We start from the raw sequence: 23,178 nt of genomic DNA, 5'->3' as shown, positions 1-23,178 counted from the left end.
CCCAGCCAACGAACCCGGCGCACCCGGCATACCGCCGTCCGGGCCGCGGCCACCCGACGCAGACGCGTCGTGACCGGCGCCTGCTTCCTCGGGTGGGTTCGTGTCCATGCACCAACCCTAGGACCGACCACCGACAGCCCTCCGCGACCAGCGCGAGTCCACGAAGTACCGGATCCCGTTGTCCACATGGGGTATTCGCCACATCAGGTTGTCCACAGCCGGACGAGTAGGGGTTGACAAACGACACATGTCGAGTGTTCGCCGTCGCGATCGGAGTAGCGCGTACAGCTGACGTCATGACGCTGCAAGGAGGGGAGCTGAAGGGCGAGGTCGGCGTCCACGAACGGCACGACCAGCTCAGCCGCTACCTCCGGACGCTGCTCCCGGAGGGAGGTCGTGGTCACGATGCGTGGGCGCCCGGTGGCGCGGCTGTCGATGGTCGAAGACAGCGACCCCCTGTCGGACTGCGGGCCCGCGGCCTGGTTCGGGATCCACCACGCTCCCGTCGCAGGGCGCGTGGCCGCCATATAACGACGGCTCCGTCTCCGAGCTGGTCTCGGTCTCCGACCTCGTCAGTGAGCATCGGCGCTCAACGTCTACCTGCACACCTCAGCGCTGATCAAGCTCGTCTTCGACGAACCAGGATCCGAACTCGCCGCAGCCCAGATGGAGGCGATCGGTCTCGATCCGGGCCCATGCACTCTGCGGGAGAGCTGGCCGAAGCCCACCGCCGACAGCACGTCGATATTCCTCCCGTCGGTGGTGCCGGCTCCGATGCGAGCACGACCCGTGCTGGCTCCCTCGGCAACGTGCACCGTGACGACCGCCCCCCGTTCACGCGCCGTCTCGGTTACGCATCCGTAACCCGGTGCAGGCACACTCGTCACATGTCGATCAAGGTGGCCCTCGAACACCGCACGACGTACCACTTCGCCCAGCCGGTGCACGTCGGACCGCACGTGGTCCGGCTGCGCCCCGCCCCGCACAGCCGCACCCCGATCGAGGCCTACTCCCTCGACGTCACGCCGGCCGGCCACTTCCTCAACTGGCAGCAGGACCCCTTCGGCAACTGGCTCGCGCGCCTCGTCTTCCCCGAGCGGGTGAGCGAGCTCGACATCACCGTCGGCCTCGTCGCCGACCTGATGGTCATCAACCCCCTCGACTTCTTCATCGAGGAGTATGCCGAGCGGTTCCCCTTCACCTACGAGCCGTCGCTCGCCGCCGACCTCGCCCCCTACCTGCGCCCCGTCGTTGAAGACCCCGCCCCCCAGGACAGCGACGCCGAGCGTCTGGGTCAGGTCGGGCCGGTCGTCGCGGCGTGGAAGGCCGCCCTGCCCGAGCTGCCCGCGGGCGGGGTCCCGACGGTCACCTTCCTTGCCGACCTCAACCGCGCCGTCCACGGCGACGTCGCCTACTCCGTGCGCATGGAGGCCGGCGTGCAGAGCCCTGACGAGACGCTCACCACGGCGATCGGGTCCTGTCGCGACAGCGCGTGGCTGCTCGTCTCGCTGCTGCGGCAGTACGGTCTCGCGGCCCGTTTCGTCTCCGGCTACCTCGTCCAGCTGACCTCCGACATCAAGAGCCTCGACGGCCCGAGCGGTCCGACGGCGGACTTCACGGACCTCCACGCCTGGACCAGGTCTTCGTCCCCGGGGCCGGTTGGATCGGCCTCGATCCGACGTCCGCGCTCTTCGCCGGCGAGGGCCACATCCCCCTCTCGGCCACTCCGCACCCCTCCTCGGCCGCTCCGATCCAGGGTGCCACCGACCCCGTCGAGGTCACCCTCTCCTTCCACAACACCGTGCGCCGGATCCACGAGGACCCGCGCGTCACCAAGCCCTACACCGACGAGGCGTGGGCGCGCATCGACGCCCTCGGCGAGGAGGTCGACCGCCGGCTCGAGGCCCGGGACGTGCGGCTCACGATGGGCGGCGAGCCCACCTTCGTCTCGCTCGACGACATGGTCTCCGAGCAGTGGAACACCGACGCCGACGGCGCGGAGAAGCGCGCCCTCGCCGACGAGCTCGCCCAGCGCCTGCGCCCCCTGTATGCCGCGGGCGGAGTCGTGCACCGCGGTCAGGGCAAGTGGTACCCCGGTGAGCCCCTGCCGCGCTGGCAGGTCGACCTGCAGTGGCGCACCGACGGAGTACCGCTGTGGCACAACGATGCTCTGCTTGCCGACCCGTGGATCGAGAAGGACGCCGACCCCGAGGCCGGGAAGCACGCCGAGGCCCTCGCGGCCGAGATCGGCCGACAGCTGGGGCTGCCCACCGAAGCCGTGCTCCCGGCATACGAGGACCGGTTCGAGACCCTGGCGACCCACATCCGGCTCCCCGCCGGCCCACAGCCCGACGGCGTCGACCCCGAGCTGGCGCTCGTCGCGGAGCTCGACCGCGAGGAGACCCAGCCCACCGGCTGGGTGCTCCCGCTGACGACCTCGACCGAGGAGGACGACGCCTGGACCTCGCCGGCCTGGCGGTTCCGTCGCGGCCGGCTCGTGCTGTCACCCGGCAGCTCACCCCTCGGGCTGCGGCTGCCCCTCGACGCGATCTCGTGGGTGGACCCCGACCACCCCGGCGAGCCGTCCTACCTCGTCGCCGGGCCGCCCCTCGACCCGGGCCACCCGACGGTGACCGTCGTCGACCCGACGGACGCCCTGACCACCGCCCTGGCCATCGAGGCCCGCGACGGGTTCGTCCACGCGTTCCTGCCGCCGACGCTGCGGCTCGAGGACTACGCCACCCTGCTGACCGTCATCGAGCGGGCGGCGAGCGCGACCGGCCACCCCGTCGTCCTCGAGGGCTACGGACCGCCGCCGGACTCCCGGCTCACCCGGCTCTCCGTCACGCCCGACCCCGGCGTCATCGAGGTCAACATCCAGCCGACGACGAGCTGGGCCCAGCAGCGCGAGCTGACGACGACCCTCTACGCCGAGGCCCGGCAGGTGCGGCTGACGACGGAGAAGTTCGACCTCGACGGGCTCCACACCGGCACCGGCGGCGGCAACCACATCACCCTCGGCGGGCGCCAGCCGATCGACTCCCCCCTGCTCCGCCGGCCCGACCTGCTCGTCAGCCTGCTGACCTACTGGCAGCGGCACCCGTCCCTCAGCTATCTCTTCTCCGGACGGTTCATCGGGCCAACGAGCCAGGCGCCCCGCTTCGACGAGGGACGACCCGAGGCGCTCTACGAGATGGAGATCGCGTTCGCCGAGATCACCCGTCTCACAACGGAGTCCGCGGCCCTCGAGGGTGAGCCACGGCCGTGGCTCGTCGACCGGGCACTGCGCCACCTGCTGACCGACCTCACCGGCAACACGCACCGCGCGGAGTTCTGCATCGACAAGATGTACAGCCCCGACTCCTCGCGCGGACGGCTCGGCCTGCTGGAGCTGCGAGGCTTCGAGATGCCGCCGCACCCCCAGATGGCGCTGCTCCAGGCGCTGCTCGTGCGCAGCCTCGTCGCGATGTTCTGGGAGAAGCCGCTGACCGCGCCGCTGGTGCGTTGGGGCACCGCGCTGCACGAGGACTTCCTCCTGCCGCAGGGCGCGACCCGCGACATCGCGGCGGTCGTCGCCGACCTGCGTGCCCACGGCCTCCCCTTCGAGGCGTCGTGGCTCGACCCTTTCACCGAGTTCCGCTTCCCCCGCATCGGCATGACCCGCGTCGGCGACATCGAGCTCGAGCTCCGGTCGGCGATCGAGCCGTGGCACGTGCTCGGCGAGGAGGCGACCGCCGGTGGGACCGCGCGATACGTCGACTCGTCCGTGGAGAAGCTCCAGGTCCTCGTGTCGGGAGTCGTCCCGGGGCAGCACCTCGTGACGTGTCAGGGTGTCCCCGTGCCCCTCACGCCCACCGGCGCCGCCGGCGAGTACTACGCCGGCGTCCGCTACCGCGCCTGGCAGCCGTGGTCGGCGCTGCACCCCTCGATCGAGGTCCACTCACCGCTGCACTTCGACGTCGTCGACGTGCCGTCGGAGACCTCCCTGGGCGGCGCGACCTATCACGTCGTGCACCCGGGCGGCCGCTCCTACGAACGCCCCCCGATCAACGCCAACGAGGCCGAGGCCCGCCGGTCGAGCCGCTTCGAGGCCCGCGGACACACCGCCGGCGCCATCGACGTCGCCGCCCTGCGCGAGGCCGCGCGAGCGGTCGCCAGCGACGAGTACCCCCACACCCTCGACCTACGGCGTGCGGTGCCGCGGTCCCCCGTCCCGCCTGCGGAGACCGCGCACCCGGGAGCACAGTGACCGCAGGCCTCTCGCTGCCCTCGCTGCCGGCACTGCCCTCCCTCCCCGCCCTGCAGCAGTATGCCGCCGGGCTGACCCAGCCGATGCTGTCCGGCGGGCCCGCGGCATACGACGAGGTGATGCTGCCCGACGGCTCCTTGCGCCCGGCGTGGAAGGGGCTCGCGCAGGTGGCCGTCACCCTCACGGACACCGACCTGCGCCGGGTCGACCGGGAGATCCGGCGGTTCCTCGAGAACGACGGCGTCAGCTACGCCCGCCCGGGCGAGGACCAGGGTCCGTGGCGGCTCGACGCGATCCCCTTCGTCGTCGACGCGGCCGAGTGGGCCCCGCTCGAGGTCGGTCTCGCCCAGCGGGCGGAACTGCTCAACGCCATCCTCGTCGACCTCTACGGCGCGCAACGACTGCTCTCCGAGAGGGTGCTCCCGCCGGGAGTCGTTTACTCCCACCCCGGATTCCTGCGGGTCATGGCCCGACCCTCGGCCCATGACTCTCGACCCCTCGTGCTCGCGGCGACCGACCTCGGACGAGACGCGACGGGCGCGTGGCGGGTCCTCGCCGACCGCACCCAGGCCCCCTCCGGCATGGGCTACGCGATGGAGAACCGGCGGGTGATGTCGCGGGTGCTCCCCGAGCTCTACCGCGAGGCGTCGCTGCACCGGATGGGGCCGTTCTTCAGCGCGCTGCGCTCGGCCCTGATGCAGTGCGCCGACGACGAGGTCGCCGACCCCCGGGTCGTCGTCCTCAGCCCCGGCACGCACAGCGAGACGGCCTACGACCAGGCGTTCCTCGCGAGCAACCTCGGTTTCCCCCTCGTCCAGGGCAGCGACCTTGTCGTCCGTCGCGGCGCCGTGTGGCTGCGCAGCATGGGACAGCTCGAGCCCGTCCACGTCATCCTCCGTCGGGTCGATGCCTCCTGGAGCGATCCGCTCGAGCTGCGCAAGAACTCCCAGCTCGGCGTCGTGGGCCTGACCGAAGCGGTCCGACGAGGTTCCGTGCGCGTCGTCAACGGGCTCGGCTCCGGGGTGCTCGAGAACCCCGCGCTGCTGCCCTATCTCGAGGCCGCCTGCAGCCTGCTGCTGCGAGAACCGTTGCGGCTCAAGTCGGTTCCCACCTGGTGGTGCGGCGAGGAGGACGGGCTGACCCGGGTGCTCGACGGACTGGCGTCGGGCGAGGAGCTGACCATCCGGGAGGTCGACAGCTCCCGGTCGTTGACCGGGCAGCCGGTCGCCGAGCTGCGCCGTCGGATCATCGCCGAGCCCGCGCGCCACGTCGGCCAGCAGCGCCTGCCCCTGTCGCAGGCGCCCATCTACGACGGCGACCGGATCCGCCCGCAGTCGGTCACGCTGCGCACCTTCACCCTCCGCTACGGCTCGGCCTACCGCCCGCTCGTGGGCGGGCTCGCGTCGGCGGCCGGCGGCGGCACCGGCGGCAACCCGACGAAGGACGTCTGGGTGCTGAAGTCCGAGCCCACCGAGAGCGACCAGGGTCTGGGCGAGGTGATGCCGATCGCCGCCGGGCAGGTGCCGATCGCGATGGTGCCGCGCGTCCTCGAGCACATGTTCTGGATCGGTCGCTACTCCGAGCGCACCGAGACACTGCTGCGTCTCGTCCTCGCCACCCACACCCACGCGGAGGACTTCCGCGACCGGCCCCAGTCCGCGGGGAGCGGGAGCCTGGCGGTGCTCCTCGACGCGCACGCGCGGCTCGCCGGAGCTCCCTCGTCGTCGGAGGACCACGACGCCTACTTCCGCTCGATCCTGTTGCAACCCGGGCGTGCCGGCTCCGTGGCCCAGTCGCTGAACTCGATGCGCGAGGCCGCCGAGGGGGTGCGCGACCAGCTCTCGGGCGACATCTGGCGGTCGCTCAGCGCGATCGAGCGGGCCGCGGCCGACCTCGACGTCTCACCCCACAGCCACCAGGTGTCGGAGTGCGCGGGGCGGATGCTCGGCGGGGTGCTGGCGGTCTACGGCGTGACGGCCAACATGATGCGCGACCCGGGCTGGCACATGATCGAGGCCGGCCGCGCCCTCGAACGCGGCCTTCAGCTCGCGCTGCTGCTCCGGTCGGCGACGGTCCGGCACGGGATCGACGTCGACCGGCTCGTCCTCAATGCTCTCCTCACGACGTCGGAGAGCTGGGTCACGCACCGGCGCCGTTATCGCGGATACCTCCGCTCCGCAACGGTGCTCGAGCTCCTGCTCAAGGACGAGACCAACCCGCGCTCTCTCGCCTTCGCCCTCGGCGAGCTGCGGCGACACCTCGCGGCGATGCCCACGTCGACGGGGTCCACCCGTCCCGAACGACTGCTCGACGACGTCGTGGAGCACCTGCGCGACATCGACGTGACGACGCTCGTCGCGATCGGTGGCGCCAACCGGCCCAACCTCGAGCACTACCTCGACGGGCTCTACGAGCACCTCACGCGGATCGGCAGTGCGATCGACGAGTTCCACCTCGCCGGTGGTCCGCTGCCCCGTTCCTTCGGCGTGCTGCGGGGGTTGCCCCGGTGAGGTACCGCGTCTGGCACCGCACGACCTACTCCTACGACGGCGACGTCACCGACAGCTTCGGGGTCGCCTACCTCGTGCCGCGCGAGCTCCCGTGGCAGATCCGTTCCAGCAGTGAGCTCGTCGTCGAGCCCGAGCAGGCCGACCGGAGCCAGGACACCGACTACTACGGCAACCTCGCGACCTACTTCCAGGTGACGACCCGGCACCAGCGGCTGCAGGTGACCGGCACGAGCGAGGTCGAGGTGCACACCCCGGCATACGACCTCGAGGCGCTCGCCGTGCCGTGGGAGCAGGCGCGGCCCGCCGTGCGGCCGGAGCTTCCGGACGCCTGGCGAGCCAGCGACTTCGCCCTGCCGTCGCCACTGGTCGACCAGCCCGATCCGGTGAAGACGTATGCTGCACAGTCGTTCTCGCCGCGGCGACCGCTCAGTGAGGTGGTCACGGACCTCATGCACCGCATCCACGCCGACTTCGACTACGAGCCCGGCGCGACGACGGTGACGAGCACCATCGGCGAGGTGCTTGACAAGAAGGCGGGGGTCTGTCAGGACTTCGCGCACCTCGCGCTGGCCGGGCTGCGCGCGCACGGGCTCGCGGCCCGCTACGTCAGCGGCTACCTCTCGACCGCCCCGCCCCCGGGCCGGGAGCGGGTCGTCGGTGCCGACGCCAGCCACGCCTGGGTCGCCGTCTGGGTGCCGGGTCCGGCCGGTCGGAGGGAGCAGTGGCTGGCCATCGACCCGACCAACGACACGTGGGTCGACGACCGCTACGTGACCGTCGCCTGGGGTCGCGACTACGGCGACGTCCCCCCGCTCAAGGGCGTGATCTTCACCGAGTCGGAGAAGTCGACCCTCCTCGTCGAGGTCGACGTCGAGCCGCTGGGCTGAGCCCTCGGGGACACCGGCCCCGGACGACGGGTTTGGGAACCACCCAGATGTGGCACCGTATGCCGCGTGAAAGCCTTCAGGTGCCGTGTCTGTGCCAACCCCCTCTACTTCGAGAACTCCGTCTGCGTCTCCTGCGGGACGGCCCTCGGCTTCTCGCGCCTCGAGCGGGAGATCGTCCCCCTCGAGAAGGGGCAGTACGTCGACTCCGCCGGGCTGGTGTGGTGGGTCTGTCCCAACCTCACCCTGTCCGGGTGCACCTGGCTGACCCGGGTCCAGGGCGCGCAGTGCGAGAGCTGCGCCCTCACCCGCACCCGCCCCAACGACGCCGACCTCGAGGGGCTCGGCCTGTACGCCGACACCGAGCGCGCCAAGCGGCACCTCATCGTCGAGCTCGACGCCCGGGGCTTCTCCTTCGTCAGCCGCGAGAAGGACCCGGAGACGGGCCTCTGCTTCGACCTGCTCTCGAGCCGCGGCGAGGACGTGACCATCGGCCACGCCGACGGGGTCATCACCATCGACCTCGCCGAGAGCAACGACGTCTACCGGGAGAAGATGCGGATCAACCTCGGCGAGCCCTACCGCACCATGCTCGGACACCTGCGTCACGAGGTCGGGCACTACATGGAGGCCCTGCACGTGCAGGGCCCGTCCCTCGAGGCCGCCCGGAAGCTGTTCGGGGACGACACCAAGGACTACCAGGCGGAGATCGACCGGCACTACGAGAGCGGTCCGCCCGACGGGTGGGAGGCGGACTACATCAGCTCCTACGCGACGATGCACCCCTACGAGGACTTCGCCGAGACCTTCGCCCACTACCTCCACATCACCGACACGGTGGAGACCGCCTGGGTCCATCGGCTCCTCTACGCCGATACCGACCTCTCGGCGCCCTTCCGCCAGATCCTCACGTCAGTCTGGATCCCGCTGTCGATCGGGCTCAACCAGATCAACAAGTCGATGGGCAAGGACGACCTCTACCCCTTCGTCATCCCGGCGACCGTCATGGACAAGCTCGACTTCGTCGAGTCGGTGGCCCAGCCGGCCTGACCTCTCCGGCGTCAACCCGCCCACCCCGGGCGGAACTCCTCCGGGCGGACAGGCGGACGACTGCACAGGCTGACCCCTGAGACTGGCCCGGTGACGACCCTGAGTGTGACCACCGACTGGGCCGAGGAGCTGAGGTCGCGGGTCGTGCCGTTGGTCGGTGACGCCGCCCTCACCGCGCCGCGGGTGACCGTCGCCGTGGCCATCGCGCTGCTCGCCGTGGCCGTCGGACCGGTCTGGGGGATGGTGCGGCTCGCGGTGACGCTGGTCCACGAACTGGGCCACGCCTTCGTGGGGATCGCGGTGGGGCGCACGTTCACCGGGTTCGTGCTGCGCGGCGACATGTCGGGGCACGCGGTGACGAAGGGCCGGGCTCGCGGGATCGGCCGCGTCGTCACGACGTGGGCCGGCTACCCCGCGCCGGCCGTCGTCGGCGCGGTGCTCGTGTGGTGTGCTGGGCGCGGCTGGGCCGCAACGGCGCTCGCCATCATCCTGCTGCTGCTGGTCGTCTCGCTGATCCGGGTGCGGTCCGTCCTCACCCTCGTGGTGATGCTCGTCGTCCTCGCCGCCGGGGGAGCGCTCTGGTGGTGGCGCGACGACGCGCGGCAGGCGCAGGTCCTCCTCGGACTAGGGCTCGTGCTGCTCGTCGGCGCCTGGCGCCACCTCGGTGCGGTAGCCGGGGACCGGTCCGGCGGCAGCGACCCGGGGGTGCTCGCCCAGCTGACCCACGTGCCGCGCCTGCTCTGGAACGGGACCTTCGCCCTCGTCTGCGGCGCCGGGTCGTTCGTCGCCGCCGCCCAGGTCGTCGCACTGCTGCGCTGACCCTGCATGGGGAATCGCGGGCGACCACTCAAACGGGCACAACCGCGATGTCGGCCGTCCTCAGGGGCCGGTCACCGACACGTGCCCGTTTGAGTGGCGCGCCTCGTCGCTAGGCTGGGCGCGTGAGCGCTCCCTTCCCCGAGCCGACACGCCTCAGGGCATCACGGGCGGAGGTCTTCCTTGGCTACCTCGACTACTTCCGCTCCGTCGTGCTCGACAAGGTCGCGTGTCTGGGCGACGAGGACCTGCGGACGAGCCGGCTGCCGTCGGGGTGGGCGCCGCTCGAGCTCGTGAAGCACCTGACGTTCGTCGAGCGTCGTTGGCTGGTCTGGGGATTCGAGGGAGAGACCGACGCCGACCCGTGGGGTGACTCGGGTGGCTCGCCCGGCGGGCGGTGGACGATCGGGGCGCACGAGGCTGCGGCCGACCTCATTCGCTCGCTCGAGATACAGGGCGCCGTGACGCGTGACGTGGTGCGGCGCCATGACCTCGACGAGGTCGGGCAGCCGGGGCCGCGATGGGACGGAGCCGACCCCGCGACGCTGGAGCGGGTCCTCTTCCACCTCGTGCAGGAGTATGCCCGGCACGTCGGCCACCTCGACGTCGTCCGCGAGCTGGTGGACGGCACGGTCGGGGAGTAGCGCGAGCTCCTCCGGCCCCGCCCGCCCCCCGCGCACCGGCTCAGTCCGCGGAGGGCCACGCCCAGGGCGGCAGGACCGTCCAGGCCTCGATGCTCTGCGTCCAGGCCGGGGGGACGGCGCGTCTGCGGGCCGGCTTGACCAGGGTGGCGACGAGGTCGGCGCGGCCATACATCCCGAGGACGTAGAGGTGGCCGCGGGCGATGCTGTCCGGGTCGGCCACGGAGGCGGTCATGGCTCTGAGCGCCGAGTCCCGCACGTCGGTGGCAATGGTGTCGGCGCTGCTGGTGGCAGCCGCCGACGCGGGTCGGCAGTTGCCGACCGCGACGAGCGCCTGCAGCACCTGCACCGGGGAGCTGACCGGGTCGGCCGCGACCTCGAGGAGGGTCGGCAGATCGGCTGGAGGCAGCAGCCAGGAGAGGACGGACAGCGCCTCGTCGACGAGCTCCTCGTGACCGTTGCGGCGGGCCCACCGCAGGGTGGCGGCATACGTCGCCCCGATGGCTGGGCCCTGCGGGGTGAGCATGAGGACCGTCAGCGCCTTGCCGCGGGAGTCCTCCCCGGTCACGGACGTCGCCTCCGTGATCAGCTGCTTGAGCGTCGGCGCCAGCTGCGCGCGGGGTCCGAGCGTCATCGCCATGCGGGTCCGGATCTCGCGGGCCATGAGGGCGAGCTCGTCCTTGGCGAGCGCTCCGCCCTGGTCGACGATGCGGGCGATGCGCCGCCTGGACGAGGCCCGGAGACCGGCCGAGACGCGTTCGCGCTCGGGGGGGTCGATGGCGTGGACGAGGTTGGCCGCGGCGCGGTGGACGCGGGTCGAGACCGACGCGTCCTGCAGCAGGCCGACGGCGTGGACGCCCACGTCGACGCTCTGCTGCGAGCTCAGCCGGCCCTGGCGCATGAGGGTGAGGAGGGCCCAGAGGATCGTCCAGAGAGCCGATTCGTTGACAGGAGAGGGGAGGTGGCGCAGGAGGACGCCCAGACCGCGGTCGTCCGGGGTGTGGGACAGCAGCGCTGCCGCCTCGGAGTAGATGGCCGCGGTCGGGTTCGACAGGGTCTCGTCGACGAGGTCGACGACGGCGGCGCAGCCTCGCGGGTGACCGGCGATCCGGGCCGTCGCCTCGTCGCGCAGGATGAACTCGAGACCGGTCCGCAACCCGGCCTCGAGGGTGCACCGTCGCAGCAGCATGTCCCAGTCACGTTGTCGCAGCATCGCATCCGGGTCGGAGCCGAGGTTGGCTGTCAGCGTCGACCACTGCGCGCCCGTCAGTCGTTCGGGCGAGTCGGCCCGCTCGATGAGGCTCATGCTGTCGCTCCACCAGGGGTCGTTCCGAGGTGGCGGGAGCCACGGGCCGGCCAGGACGCGGTGTTCAGCGCGCGCGAGGGTGTCGATGGCGGCCAGGAGGTGGCCCTCCGGCAGCTCGAGGACGATCTCGTACTGACGCACCTGCTCGTAGGTCAGCTGCGTGACACCGGCCTCCCATCTGCCGATCTGGGAGCGGTGGACGGTCGGGGTGATGGCCTGCGCGAACGTCGCGGCCACGCGCAGGGCCGGGTCCCGGGCATGCTCGCGCGCGTTGCCGAGCACCCAGCCGATCGAGACGGTCAGGGCGCGTTCACCCACCGCTGATGGCCCGGGCATCCCGTCCCCTTTTCCCCTGTGCCTTCGATGTCCTCCTACCCCGGAGTCCCGCGACGAAAACTGTGGCCCGCCGAGGGGCGCAGCAGTCGGCTAGAAGATCGTGTAGCCGCCGTCCACGACGACCTCGTTGCCGGTATGGAAGGTCAGGGTCGGATCGACGAGGAAGGCTGCTACTGAGGCGAACTCGCTGGCTTGGCCCCACCGCCGGACCGGCGTCCGTGCCGTCGTCGCGCGCATGAAGCGTTCGTCGGCCTCCAGGCCTGCCGTCATCGGGGTCGAGGTCCAGCCGGGTACGAGGATGTTGACCCGCACGCGGTGCCGTGCGAGCTCGATCGCAAGCGTCCGGCCGAGACCGATGAGACCGGTCTTGCTCGTCGTGTATGCCGCCTGCGTCGCCCCGCCGTAGCGCGAGATCATGGACGACACGACGACCATGCTGCCCCCTTCACCGCGCTCGATGAAGTGCCGAGCGGCCTCGCGGGTGCAGAGGAACGTCCCGTCGAGATTGGTGCGCAGGACCCGGTGCCAGTCCTCGAGCGACGTGTCCGCGAAGGGAGCCGATCCGCCGATCCCGGCATTGGCGACCATGCTGTCGATCGACCCGTGCCGGGCCAGCGTCTCGCGCATGGCGGACGCCACGGCGGCCTCGTCGGAGGTGTCGCAGGCGACGGACGACGCGGTGACCCCGGCCGCCTCGAGCTCGGCCACGGCCTCGGCGTTGCGGCTCTCGGTGCGCGACCAGATCACGACCGCGGCGCCGGCCGCCCCCACGCCGTGGGCCATCGCGAGGCCGATGCCGCTGTTGCCGCCGGTGATGACGACGGTCCTGCCGGTGAGGTCGCTCATGGGTCGCATTGTGCGGCATACGGGATGGCGGCGGGCCTCACGGGTGCCACTCGACTCCGAGTCGCGTGGCGCCGCTGTCACCTCAGCGGATCCGGTAGCCGATCCTGTGGGCCGCCTCGTCGAGGGCGGGCCGCAGGGCGGCTGTCGTGAGCGGCCGCGAGAAGGCCGGTCGGTGGGAGAAGGTCGAAGCCGCCGCGGTCCGTGAACCTCCCGTCACAGGAAGTCGAGCGGGTTGAACTCGTCGATAGGGATGATCCGCAGCCGTGGCAGCTCGGTGCGGAAGGCCCGGACGTCGTACTCGAGGTCGAAGAACTGCAGACCCCGCTCGGCCAGCGCGGCATACTCCCGGCTGCGGAACTCGGTGAAGGACACGAGGCCGATCCGGCGCCCGTCGCACAGGTCGGCGATCTGCGGCACGAAGTCGCTGTCGTGGCTGAGGAGCAGGACGTCGTCCTCGCGGTCGCGCAGCGCCTCGAGGGTGCGCTGGATGGCGATGTCGACGACCTTCTCGTTCGGCGCGCCCGAGAGCGGGATCGGCCGGTAGGACATCGCCTGCAGCGCCTGGATGAAGCTCGCCGGCAGGTCGCCGTTGGCCGCGAGGAAGAACAGACCACGGACCGGTTGCGCCCACGTCGCCTCGGCGAAGGTCAGCAGCCTGTCCCAGCGCGGTCGCTCGTCGGGCTGCGGCCGGCGGGTGAGGATCGAGTTGCCCAGCGTCGCGTCGATGTTCTCGCCGTCGACGAGCACGTAGGTGGTGCGCTCGGTGGGACTCATGATCCGACTCTAAGCCCGTCACCCGCAGTTGGCTGAGGTCTCGTGCCCGCCGATGGGAGGCCGACGAGTCGGGAGTCCACCGATCGGTGTCCGGAGGGGGACTTGAACCCCCACGCCCTTGCGGGCACTGGCACCTGAAGCCAGCGCGTCTGCCATTCCGCCACCCGGACGAGTGCGGGCTCAAGTGTGCTGCATCCGTGGCCCGAACGCCAAACCACGACCCGGCCGGGCCGCGCGACTAGTGACGCCCGCCCGGCTGCCGTCGGTGCCACTGGCTGCCGGCCGGGTCCCACTCCCAGACCTGGCCGTCGTCGCCGGTCCAGGTCTGCACCGCCGCGCCCTGCGCCGTGACAGCCGGCCGCTCCCGCTGCACCCACTGGTAGCCGTCCCACACCCAGTACTCACCATTGGGGCCGACCCAGGTGTGCTCGGGCGGCGTCACCTCGGCCGGCTGCTGCGACCAGGTCGCGACCTGAGTGGGGCCGCCCGCCGAGGCTGCGGCAACGGGGCGGGCCCGCTGCACCCACTGGTAGCCATCCCAGACCCAGTACTCACCGTTGGGGCCGTCCCACGTGTGCTCGACCGCTGCCTGCGGCTGCGCCGAAACCTGCTCGGGCACCAGGGGACTCGCGCTCGCCGAGGCGGGCTGGAGGACCCACTGGTAGCCGTCCCAGACGTAGAGCTCACCCCGCTCGCCGCGCCAGGTGTATGCCGGGTCGACCCCTTGCGCAGCGGGAGTCGTGGCTGCGGCTGACAGGGGCTCGTAGGTGGTCTCGTAGGCGGTCTCGTAGGCGGTCTCGTGGGCGGGCTCGGGCTGGACCCAGCGTTGCTGACGGGGGTCCCAGACCTGGCCGGTGGGTTGCTGAGCCGCCGGCTCTGCTGCGGAATCCGGCGCGACAGCCGGCGACTCGGTGGGCTGCTGCTGCCAGGCCTGCTCCGCCGACTCCGGGTGCAGGCCCCCGTCGTGCGGCCACGGCTCCTGCCCCGGCCACTGGCCCGGGGTCGGCTGGGCCTGCTGCTCCCACTGCGGGCCACCCTGGGGGCCGTTCCAGCCCTCGGCCCGGTCAGGGCTGTTGGAGGAGCCGGGTTGCGGCACAACGGTTTCCGGGGTCGGCCCGGCGTCCGGCACCGGGTCAGGAACCGTCACCGGAGCACCTTCGGACAGCATCTCGCCGACCGGTTCCGGCTCGGCGACCGGTCCCGGCTCAAAGGCAAGGCCCGGCTCGGCGGGGGAGCCTGGGTCCGACCATGAACCGGCGCGTTCACCAGCGGCGTCCTCCGCCGCCCGGAGCGCCCGGGCGTGCTCCTCGGCGGCGTGATGACGGCCCTCGTAGCCGTCGTCGTTCTCATCCTGGGGCGCCAGCGCCGGGCCAGGGTCCTCGATGGCCACCGGTTCTTCGTGCCGGGGCTCCTCGGGCGGCGGCTCGAGCAGCGGCTCGAGCCGCTCGATCGGCAGGATCGGCCGCCGGACGGTCAGTCCTGCTGCCTCCCACTCCTGCTCGGCTCGCGCAACCTCGTCCGGGGTGCCGCCCGGAGGGAGGTCCTGCGCCGGTTCACCTGAAGCGGCCGCGACGGGAGGGGCCTCGACGGCAAGGGGGGCCTCATCGACGGGGACAGCCGGGGCCTCAAGAACGGGCACCTCGGTCTCCGGCGGCGGGGTCGGTCGGCAGACCGTCAGCCCCGCAGCGAACCACTCCTCCTCCGCGCGCAACGCCTCCGCTCGGGCCAGGTCGGCGTCGTCACCGGACCCAGGGGCTGACGGAGCTGGCTCAGCCGCAGCGACCGGCTCGGAGGCGACGGAGAAGGCCCTCGGGATGCTCCCCCCACGCGCGCTCGACGGAGCACCCCACGTCCACATGACGCCGTCGGCGCCCTGCACCTCGTCCATCGGGGTCTCCCTCTTGCTGCTGCCGTCACCGAGTCTTCCCTGCCACACCCAGCCCTGCCATACCTGCCCGCCCGCTACTGCCAGTTTTGCCACGATCGGGACACCTGCGACGTCCCGATGGTCCCCCGGCCCCACGGCATACACAACCTGCCGCCGTGACGACCACCTGACTGAGCCCCCTCAAGGCCGCCACCCAACCGCACCCCGGACGCCCCTCGCCGACCTGTGTGACCCCACGACACGCAAGCAGCCGCGACCATCGGGAGAAACCCCCAGCAACCGGGCGCAGCACCTCCATCCGCGCGCCCACGCCACCGCACGCGGCCTGCCCCCGGCGCGTCACAGGTGGGTGTCAGGTGGGCTCCCACGGCGGCTGTGCGCGGCAACGACACCGGCGTGACCGATACGATGCATCGACCGGCCAGCGGCAAGGAGGTATGACGTGGGACTGTTCGACAGGGTCGAGCGTGGCCTCGAACGAGCGGTCAACGGCGCCTTCGCCAAGGCCTTCAAGTCCGAGGTCCAGCCCGTCGAGCTCGCCTCGGCCATCCGTCGGGCGATGGACGACCGCGCCGCCGTGATGGGCCACGGGCGCACGATGGTGCCCAACCTCTACACGATCGAGCTCAGCCCCAGCGACTACGACCGGCTCTCGTCCTACGAGGACGCCCTCGGCGACGAGCTCGTCGCCGCGGCGCAGGAGCACGCCGACTCCCAGCGCTACCAGCCGAGCGGTCCCGTCCAGGTCTCGTTCAACGAGGGCCCCGACCTCGAGACCGGTGTCTTCCGGGTCCGCCCCGGCACCTCACGACGCGCCGGAGCCCGCCCCGGTCCCGCCGCCGGTCCTGGCGCCGGTCCAGCCGCCGCCGGTGCCCCAGCCCAGCCCGCCGCCCGCGAGACCCGGCAGCCCCACGAGCCGCAAGACCCGCCGGCCTCCTGGGCCGTCGAGGCCGCCCTCCCCGGGGCTCCCGCCGCTGCGCCGGCCGGGCCGCCCGCACCACCCGCCGCGCCGTCGCCCACGCAGCGGGCCGTCGCCCAGCCCGCGCCACCCGCCCGCAACCTGCACAACCCCGCGGGTCGGCCGTGGCTGACCATCGACGGCGAGCGCTACCCCCTGATCGGCGCGATCACCGTCATCGGCCGCGACGAGGTCGCCGACATCATCCTCGACGACCCCGGGATCTCCCGGCGGCACTGCGAGGTGCGGGTCAGCAACGACGGCCCCCACCTCATCACGTCGCTGCGCGACCTCGGGTCGACCAATGGCACCTACGTCAACGGCGAGCGGATCACCTCCCGCCGCCTCGACGACGGCGACCAGCTCACCGTCGGACGCACACAGGCGGTCTTCCGGCCCGGGAAACGGTGACGCCCTCGTGAGCGAACTGACCCTCACGCTGATCCGTCTGGGCCTGCTCTTGCTGCTGTGGGTCTTCGTCTTCAGCGTGACCACCGTGCTGCGCAGCGACCTCTACGGGACCCAGATCTCGCGCCGCGTGCTGTCCAAGCGCCAGCCCGAGCCCCGCCGCAGCCCGGGCCGTCAACCCGCCCAGCCGCCCGCGGCCAAGGACGCCGCCGAGGCCCCGCGCCCGGTCCGCCCGGGGCCCCGCCTCCCGACGGGCCTCGTCGTCACGGAGGGACAGCTCGCCGGCACCTCGCTCCCGCTCGGTCGCGGCGGCGTGCTGATCGGACGCTCCCCGGAGTGCACCCTCGTGCTCGACGACGAGTTCTCCTCGGGTCGGCACGCACGGATCTTCCCCGGTCCTGACGGCTGGCTCGTCGAGGACCTCGGCTCCCGCAACGGCACCTTCCTCGGCGGGCAGAAGCTCGTCGGCACCGCTCCCGTCGCCATCGGCAGCGTCCTGCGCATCGGCCGCACGACCCTGGAACTGCGCGGCTGACCCGTGCCCATCGCCCTGCGCTATGCCGCGCGCTCCGACCTCGGGCTCGGCCCGAAGTCACGCAACGAGGACTCCGGGTACGCCGGCCCGCACCTCCTCGTGCTCGCCGACGGCATGGGTGGGCACGCCGCGGGCGACGTCGCGAGCTCGATGATCGTCGGTGAGCTGGCTCCCCTCGACGGCGAGAGCATCGGCGCCGACACCGCGCTGCCAACCCTCGAGCGATCCATCCGCGAGGCCAACCGGCGCCTGAGCGCCGCGATGCGCGACGACCCCGCCCTCGCCGGCATGGGGTCGACCACGATTGCCATGCTCCGCACCGGCAACAAGCTCGCGATGGCCCACATCGGCGACTCCCGGGCCTACCTCCTGCGGGACGGCGTCTTCAGCCAGATCACCAAGGACCACTCCTTCGTCCAGCAGCTCGTGGACGAGCAGCGGATCACCCGGGCGGAGGCCGACGACCATCCGCAGCGCTCCCTCGTGACCCGGGTGATGACCGGCCAGGTCGAGGACGAGCCCGACCTGTCGATCCGCGAGCTCAAGCCCGGCGACCGCTACCTGCTCTGTTCCGACGGGCTCTCCGACTTCGTCCGCTCGGACGTCATTCAGGAGATCCTCACCGAGGCAGTCACGGCCGAGGCGGCCGCCGACCGGTGCATCGAGGTGGCCCTGCGCGCCAGCGCCCGCGACAACGTCACCGTTGTCATCGCCGACGTCGTCGACCTCAACACCTCCGAAGCACCCCCGACGGTGCCTCAGATCGTCGGCGCCGCCGCGGTGCGCGATCGGGAGGGCCGACGCACCCGCGGCCTGCCGATCAGCCCGGCCGAGAAGGCCGCTCAGCTCACCCGTGAGACCCGCGCCAAGTCGGCACCCGCTGAGGACGACGACGAGGAGGAGATCACGGCGATCGAGCTCGCCGAGGCCGACAGCCACGCCATGGCCCGGGGCCGCGCGGTCGTGGTCGCCGTGGTCGCGGTCGTCGTCCTCGCCGGAGCCGCGTATGCCGGGTGGAGCTGGTCGCAGCGCCAGCTCTTCCTCGGTCCGGCCGGCGGCTACGTCGCGACCTACCGCGGCGTGACGGAGGACATCGGACCGATCCGTCTCTCCCACGTCGAAGCGCGGTCCGACGTGGAGATCGCCGCGCTGCCGGTCCAGTACCAGGACCTCGTCAACGGGCGGATCGTCGTCGGTGACGCCGCCGAGGCCACGACCCGCATCGAGGCCCTGCGGATGCTGGCCATCAGCTGCCGTCTCCAGGCGGCGACCGGCGCGGCCTGCGGCAGCCTTCCGGCCGCGACCGCGTCACCCGCCGCCACGGGGACACCGACGACCACGGGCAGGACGGCGGGCACCGCGGCCCGGCCGGCGACGACGGCGCCGTCGATCCGCCTGACGACGGGCTCGACGCCATGACGACCACGGTCCGGACGGTGATCCCCAAGACGCGCCGCAACGTCGAGCTCGTGCTGCTCATCCTCGCGGTGGGCATCGTGCTCCTCGCCTGGGTGAGCGTCGACCTCGGGGTCCGCGAGACCGTGCCCGCCCAGCTCCTCACCGTCGGGGGTGGGCTGCTCGGGCTGACCGTCGCGTTCCACCTCGTGCTGCGCTGGAAGGCGTCCTACGCCGACCCGGTGATGCTCCCGATCGCGACTCTGCTCAACGGTTTCGGGCTGGTGATGATCCACCGCATCGACCTCTCCCAGGGGCATACCGGCCTCAACAGCGACGCCGCCCGCCAGCTGGTCTGGACCGCCCTCTCCGTCGTCGTCGCCGCCGTCGTGATCTTGGTCGTCAAGGACCACCGCATCCTGCGCCGCAAGACCTTCACCGCGATGGCGGCCGGTCTCGTCCTGCTGCTGCTGCCGCTGCTGCCGGTCATCGGCACCACGGTGCTCGGGTCGCGGATCTGGATCCGGCTCGGCCCGCTCTCCTTCCAGCCGGGCGAGATCGCCAAGCTCGCGCTCACGATCTTCTTCGCCGGATACCTCGTCCAGAGCCGCGACGTGCTGTCGCTGGCCGGCCGCAAGGTGCTCGGCTTCACCTTCCCGCGCGGCCGCGACCTCGGCCCGATCCTCATCGCCTGGCTGGTGAGCATCGCGGTCCTCGTCTTCGAGAAGGACCTCGGCTCCTCGCTGCTGTTCTTCGGCCTCTTCGTGGGGATGCTCTACGTCGCCACCGAGCGGGTGAGCTGGATCGCCATCGGGCTGGTGCTCTTCGCGGGCGGCAGCTATCTCGCCTACCGGCTCTTCGGCCACGTGCAGCAGCGGGTGCAGTTCTGGATCGACCCCTTCTCGGCGGAGTCGCTGCGTCAGTCCGACCAGCTGGCGAAGGGCCTGATGGGGATGGCGGCCGGCGGCCTGTTCGGGACCGGCCTGGGACAGGGGCGCCCGTGGCTCGTCGCCTTCGCCGACAGCGACTTCATCTTCCCCAGCCTCGGCGAGGAGCTCGGCCTCTTCGGGGTGTTCGCGCTGTTGGCCCTCTACGCCCTCTTCGTCGAGCGCGGCCTGCGGACCGCGCTGGGCGTCCGCGACGGCTTCGGCAAGCTCCTCGCCCTCGGCCTGTCCTTCTCGGTCGCGCTGCAGGTCTTCGTGGTCATCGGCGGGGTCACCCGGGTCATCCCGCTCACGGGTCTGACGACGCCGTTCATGTCGCTCGGCGGCTCCGCGCTCCTCGCCAACTGGACCCTGATGGCCCTGCTGCTCCGCATCTCGGACCAGGCCCGCCGACCGCTGCCCGAGGAGGACGACGCCCGCACCCCCGACCTTCCCGAGGCGATCGCCACCGACACCGAGGTGGTGGTCCTGCGATGAACACCCCTGTGCGCCGGATCTCCCGGCTGATCGCGCTGCTCTTCGCCTCGTTGCTCGTCTCGACGACGATCATCCAGTTCGTCCAGGCGCCGTCGCTCAACGCCCGGCCGGACAACCGCCGCACCCTACTGGACAACTACTCCCGGGACCGCGGCAGCATCATCGTCGGCGACACCCCGATCGCCCGGTCCGTGGCCACGGCCAACGACGAGATCAAGTACCTCCGCACCTATCCCCAGGCGCTGCTCTACTCCCACGTGACCGGCTACTTCTCCTACACCTACGGCGCCGGTGCGGCCTCGAGGGGTCCGACGACCCGCTGCTCTCCGGGTCCTCCGACACCCTCTTCTACCGCCGGATCACCGACCTGCTCACCGGCAAGCAGCAGACCGGCGCGAGCCTCAAGCTCACCATCAACGCCAAGGCCCAGGCCGCCGCCGACCAGGCCCTCGGCAACCAGCGCGGCGCGGTCGTGGCCCTCGACCCCAAGACCGGGGCGATCCTCGCGATGGTCTCCCACCCGCAGTACGACCCCAACACGCTGTCGGCCCACGACCAGACGAAGGTCGGTGCGGCGTGGACGTCACTGATCGCCGACACGACGGATCCCGCTGTCAACCGGGCGATCTCAGGCAACCTCTATCCGCCCGGGTCGGTCTTCAAGATCGTCACCGCGTCGGCGGCGCTCGAGGACAAGGTCGTCACCGAGCAGACCCAGATCCCGGCCCCGGCGGTGCTCGCCCTCCCGCAGACCAGCATCGGTCTGCCGAACTACGACCGGCAGCCGTGCGGCCCCAACGGCGCGACGACCCTCCAGCACGCCCTCGAGATCTCCTGCAACAGCGCGATGGGCTACCTCGGCCTCCAGCTCGGCGGCGACCGCCTGCGCGAGCAGGCCGCCAAGTTCGGCTTCGGCGAGACCCTGCGCATCCCCACCCGCGTCGAGCCGAGCACCATCCCCGCCGGCCTCAACGCGCCGCAGTCGGCGCAGTCGGCGATCGGCCAGTACGAGGTGCGGGTCACGCCGTTGCAGGTGGCGATGGTCTCGGCCGCGATCGCCAACCACGGCGTCGTGATGAAGCCCTACCTCGTCCAGAGCGTCCTCGGGGCCGACCTCAGCACCATCGACACCACCGCGCCGGAGCAGCTGTCGGTCGCGGTGTCCAACGACACCGCGTCGATCCTCACCCGGATGCTCGTCTCGGTCGTCGACAACGGCACCGGCAAGCCGGCCCGCATCAACGGTGTCCAGGTCGCGGGGAAGACGGGGACGGCACAACAGGGCAACGGCAAGCCGCCGCATGCCTGGTTCACCTCGTTCGCGCCCGCGAACGACCCCAAGGTCGCGGTCGCGGTCGTCGTCGAGGACGGCGGCAACGCCGGGAACGAAGCGGCGGGTGGGCTGCTCGGAGGCCCCATCGCCAAGGCAGTCATGGAAGCGGTGCTCAGTCAATGAACGAAGCGGTGCTCAGTCAATGAACCCAGTCGAAGGCCTGACCCTCGGGTCGCGCTACACCCTCACCGAGCGCATCGCGGTCGGGGGGATGGGTGAGGTCTGGAAAGCGCGCGACTCGGTCCTCGGTCGGGTCGTCGCCGTGAAGGTGATGCGCCCCCACGCCGCCGAGGAGCCCGCGTTCGCCGACCGCTTCCGGGACGAGGCGCGGCATACGGCCTCCCTCAGCCACCCCAACATCGCGACGGTCTACGACTACGGCGAGGACGACGGCGCCGCCTACCTCGTGATGGAGCTCGTCGACGGACAACCGTTGTCCGAGCTGATCGCTCGTGGTCCGTTCGCCCCCGACCGGGTGCGCTCGATCGTCGGCCAGGCGGCTCTCGCGCTCGCCGCCGCGCACGCGCAGGGCGTCGTCCACCGCGACGTCAAGCCGGCCAACATCCTCATCACCTCCGACGGCCGGGTCAAGCTCACCGACTTCGGCATCGCGAGCGCCGGTGAGAGCGCCAGCTACACCCGGACCGGCGAGGTGCTCGGCACCCCGCACTACCTCTCGCCCGAGCAGGCGGTCGGCCGGGCGGCGACCGGGTCCAGCGACCTCTACGCCCTCGGCATCGTCGCCCACGAGATGCTCACGGGCACCAAGCCCTTCGACGGCGGATCCGCCGTCGCGACGGCGCTCTCCCAGGTCAACGACCCGCCGCCGCCGCTGCCCGACACGGTGCCCGCCGACCTGCGCCGCCTCGTGATGAGCTGCCTCGACAAGGACCCGGCCCGGCGTCCGGAGTCGGCCGCGGCGCTCGCCGCCGCCCTCGGTATGCCGGTCAGCGGGCTCGCCGATGTCGACCCGGCGACCAGCGTGATCCACACCGGGCACACCGACCCGTCGGCGACCGCGATCATCGTGCCGGCCGCCATCCCCACGTCGGCGCCGCCCAGCGCCACCACCGTCCTGCCCTCCCGGCCCCCCGGCCCGCCGTCCCCCGATCTCTTCGCCGAGCCGGACCTCGGGCTGCGGGACGAGCCGATCACCCGGCGCAGCGACCTGCGCCAGGTCGAGGAGAAGAAGTCGAAGGCGGCCTGGTGGTGGGCGGTGCCCGTCGTCATCGCCCTCGCCGCCATCGGGTTCCTCGCCTACCAGTACGCCAAGAACTCCGGGACGGCCACGCCCACGCCAGGTCAGACCATCACGATCACCGGCCCTGCCGTCACCTCGACCCCGTCACCCTCGACACCCTCGACACCCTCGACGACGAGCACGAGCAGCACGTCGTCCACGACGTCCACGTCGTCCACGTCGGTGACGCCCCCGCCGACGGCGGCGGTCATCGACCCGAACACCTACATCGGCCGCAACTACGCCGACGTCTCCGCCGCGCTCAACAAGCTCGGCTTCTCAAACCTCAAGACGATCCCGTCCCAGAGCGACGTCACCCCCGGCAGCGTGCTGGCCGTCGACCCGAACGGCAACCAGCCCTACGGGACGCTGATCGTCATCACCTACGCCAAGCCCGCACCCTCGACCACCACCACTCCACCGACGCCCACCACGCCGGCGACGAGCGGGACTCCGACGACCGGCACCAGCGCGACGACGCCTGGCTGACGGGAGCGTCACCCACCCTGTCCCAAGATCCCCACCCTGCCAGCCACCACCCACCTCACCACCCACCTGACCACCCACCTGACCACCCACCGACCCACG

Annotated in this window: 16 protein-coding genes, 1 tRNA gene and 1 pseudogene; 13 read left to right on the top strand and 5 right to left on the bottom strand. The window is 71.8% G+C overall.

Features of this window, described 5'->3' with window-relative positions; translation table 11 throughout:
• Positions 1–296: 296 nt before the first annotated feature.
• The 7 genes and pseudogenes from Q0R63_RS24630 to Q0R63_RS15670 all read left to right on the top strand — a co-directional run.
• A pseudogene (locus Q0R63_RS24630) lies at positions 297–1,580 on the top strand (transglutaminase family protein); the annotation flags it as partial.
• Complete coding sequence (locus Q0R63_RS15695; RefSeq protein ID WP_295699206.1) at positions 1,493–4,249, top strand: transglutaminase family protein; 2,757 nt, start codon at positions 1,493–1,495, stop codon at positions 4,247–4,249. The pseudogene Q0R63_RS24630 and the gene Q0R63_RS15695, both read left to right, overlap by 88 nt.
• Complete coding sequence (locus Q0R63_RS15690) at positions 4,246–6,759, top strand: circularly permuted type 2 ATP-grasp protein (protein WP_295699203.1); 2,514 nt, start codon at positions 4,246–4,248, stop codon at positions 6,757–6,759. Before Q0R63_RS15695 ends, Q0R63_RS15690 begins: the two co-directional genes overlap by 4 nt.
• Positions 6,756–7,646, top strand: coding sequence for a transglutaminase family protein (locus tag Q0R63_RS15685; RefSeq protein ID WP_295699202.1), 891 nt, complete (start codon positions 6,756–6,758; stop codon positions 7,644–7,646). Before Q0R63_RS15690 ends, Q0R63_RS15685 begins: the two co-directional genes overlap by 4 nt.
• A 66-nt stretch (positions 7,647–7,712) precedes the next feature.
• On the top strand, positions 7,713–8,693 hold the full coding sequence (locus tag Q0R63_RS15680; protein WP_295699199.1) for a putative zinc-binding metallopeptidase: 981 nt from the start codon (positions 7,713–7,715) through the stop codon (positions 8,691–8,693).
• Between the two features lie 90 nt (positions 8,694–8,783).
• Positions 8,784–9,512 (top strand): M50 family metallopeptidase, encoded by a 729-nt coding sequence (locus Q0R63_RS15675; RefSeq protein WP_295699197.1) that lies wholly within the window; start codon positions 8,784–8,786, stop codon positions 9,510–9,512.
• Positions 9,513–9,634: 122 nt separating this feature from the next.
• Complete coding sequence (locus tag Q0R63_RS15670; protein ID WP_295699195.1) at positions 9,635–10,153, top strand: DinB family protein; 519 nt, start codon at positions 9,635–9,637, stop codon at positions 10,151–10,153.
• A 40-nt stretch (positions 10,154–10,193) separates the two neighbouring features.
• Here the strand turns inward: Q0R63_RS15670 and Q0R63_RS15665 are convergent, their stop codons facing one another.
• From Q0R63_RS15665 to Q0R63_RS15645, 5 genes are all read right to left on the bottom strand, one after another.
• A complete protein-coding gene (locus Q0R63_RS15665; RefSeq protein ID WP_295699193.1) occupies positions 10,194–11,792 on the bottom strand; it encodes a hypothetical protein in 1,599 nt (532 codons plus the stop codon).
• 90 nt (positions 11,793–11,882) lie between these two features.
• Complete coding sequence (locus Q0R63_RS15660) at positions 11,883–12,638, bottom strand: SDR family NAD(P)-dependent oxidoreductase (RefSeq protein WP_295699190.1); 756 nt, start codon at positions 12,636–12,638, stop codon at positions 11,883–11,885.
• Between the two features lie 213 nt (positions 12,639–12,851).
• Positions 12,852–13,412 carry an NYN domain-containing protein gene (locus tag Q0R63_RS15655; protein ID WP_295699188.1) on the bottom strand — a complete coding sequence of 187 codons (561 nt, stop codon included), beginning with the start codon at positions 13,410–13,412 and terminating at the stop codon, positions 12,852–12,854.
• Between the two features lie 87 nt (positions 13,413–13,499).
• Positions 13,500–13,582: transfer RNA gene (locus Q0R63_RS15650), tRNA-Leu, on the bottom strand.
• Positions 13,583–13,650: 68 nt separating this feature from the next.
• The gene (locus Q0R63_RS15645) at positions 13,651–15,300 is read right to left on the bottom strand and encodes a hypothetical protein (protein ID WP_295699187.1); all 1,650 of its coding nucleotides are present in this window, start codon (positions 15,298–15,300) and stop codon (positions 13,651–13,653) included.
• Between the two features lie 442 nt (positions 15,301–15,742).
• Between Q0R63_RS15645 and Q0R63_RS15640 the strand changes: the two genes are divergently transcribed.
• From Q0R63_RS15640 to Q0R63_RS15615, 6 genes are all read left to right on the top strand, one after another.
• Positions 15,743–16,669 (top strand): DUF3662 and FHA domain-containing protein, encoded by a 927-nt coding sequence (locus Q0R63_RS15640; protein WP_295699185.1) that lies wholly within the window; start codon positions 15,743–15,745, stop codon positions 16,667–16,669.
• A gap of 7 nt (positions 16,670–16,676) precedes the next feature.
• Positions 16,677–17,201, top strand: a complete 525-nt coding sequence (locus Q0R63_RS15635) for an FHA domain-containing protein (RefSeq protein WP_295699183.1) — start codon at positions 16,677–16,679, stop codon at positions 17,199–17,201.
• 3 nt (positions 17,202–17,204) lie between these two features.
• Positions 17,205–18,620 (top strand): protein phosphatase 2C domain-containing protein, encoded by a 1,416-nt coding sequence (locus tag Q0R63_RS15630; protein ID WP_295699181.1) that lies wholly within the window; start codon positions 17,205–17,207, stop codon positions 18,618–18,620.
• Positions 18,617–20,017 carry an FtsW/RodA/SpoVE family cell cycle protein gene (locus Q0R63_RS15625; protein ID WP_295699180.1) on the top strand — a complete coding sequence of 467 codons (1,401 nt, stop codon included), beginning with the start codon at positions 18,617–18,619 and terminating at the stop codon, positions 20,015–20,017. The genes Q0R63_RS15630 and Q0R63_RS15625 overlap by 4 nt, the downstream gene beginning before the upstream one ends.
• Positions 20,018–20,489: 472 nt before the next feature.
• Entirely contained in the window at positions 20,490–21,473 is a 984-nt protein-coding gene (locus Q0R63_RS15620; protein ID WP_366521148.1) for a penicillin-binding transpeptidase domain-containing protein, read from the top strand.
• A gap of 19 nt (positions 21,474–21,492) precedes the next feature.
• A complete protein-coding gene (locus Q0R63_RS15615; protein WP_295699179.1) occupies positions 21,493–23,079 on the top strand; it encodes a serine/threonine-protein kinase in 1,587 nt (528 codons plus the stop codon).
• Positions 23,080–23,178 lie beyond the last annotated feature (99 nt).

This window comes from Lapillicoccus sp., assembly GCF_025353065.1.
Taxonomy (GTDB): Bacteria; Actinomycetota; Actinomycetes; order Actinomycetales; family Dermatophilaceae; genus Lapillicoccus.
This window is presented reverse-complemented; position numbering and strand designations above follow the sequence as displayed.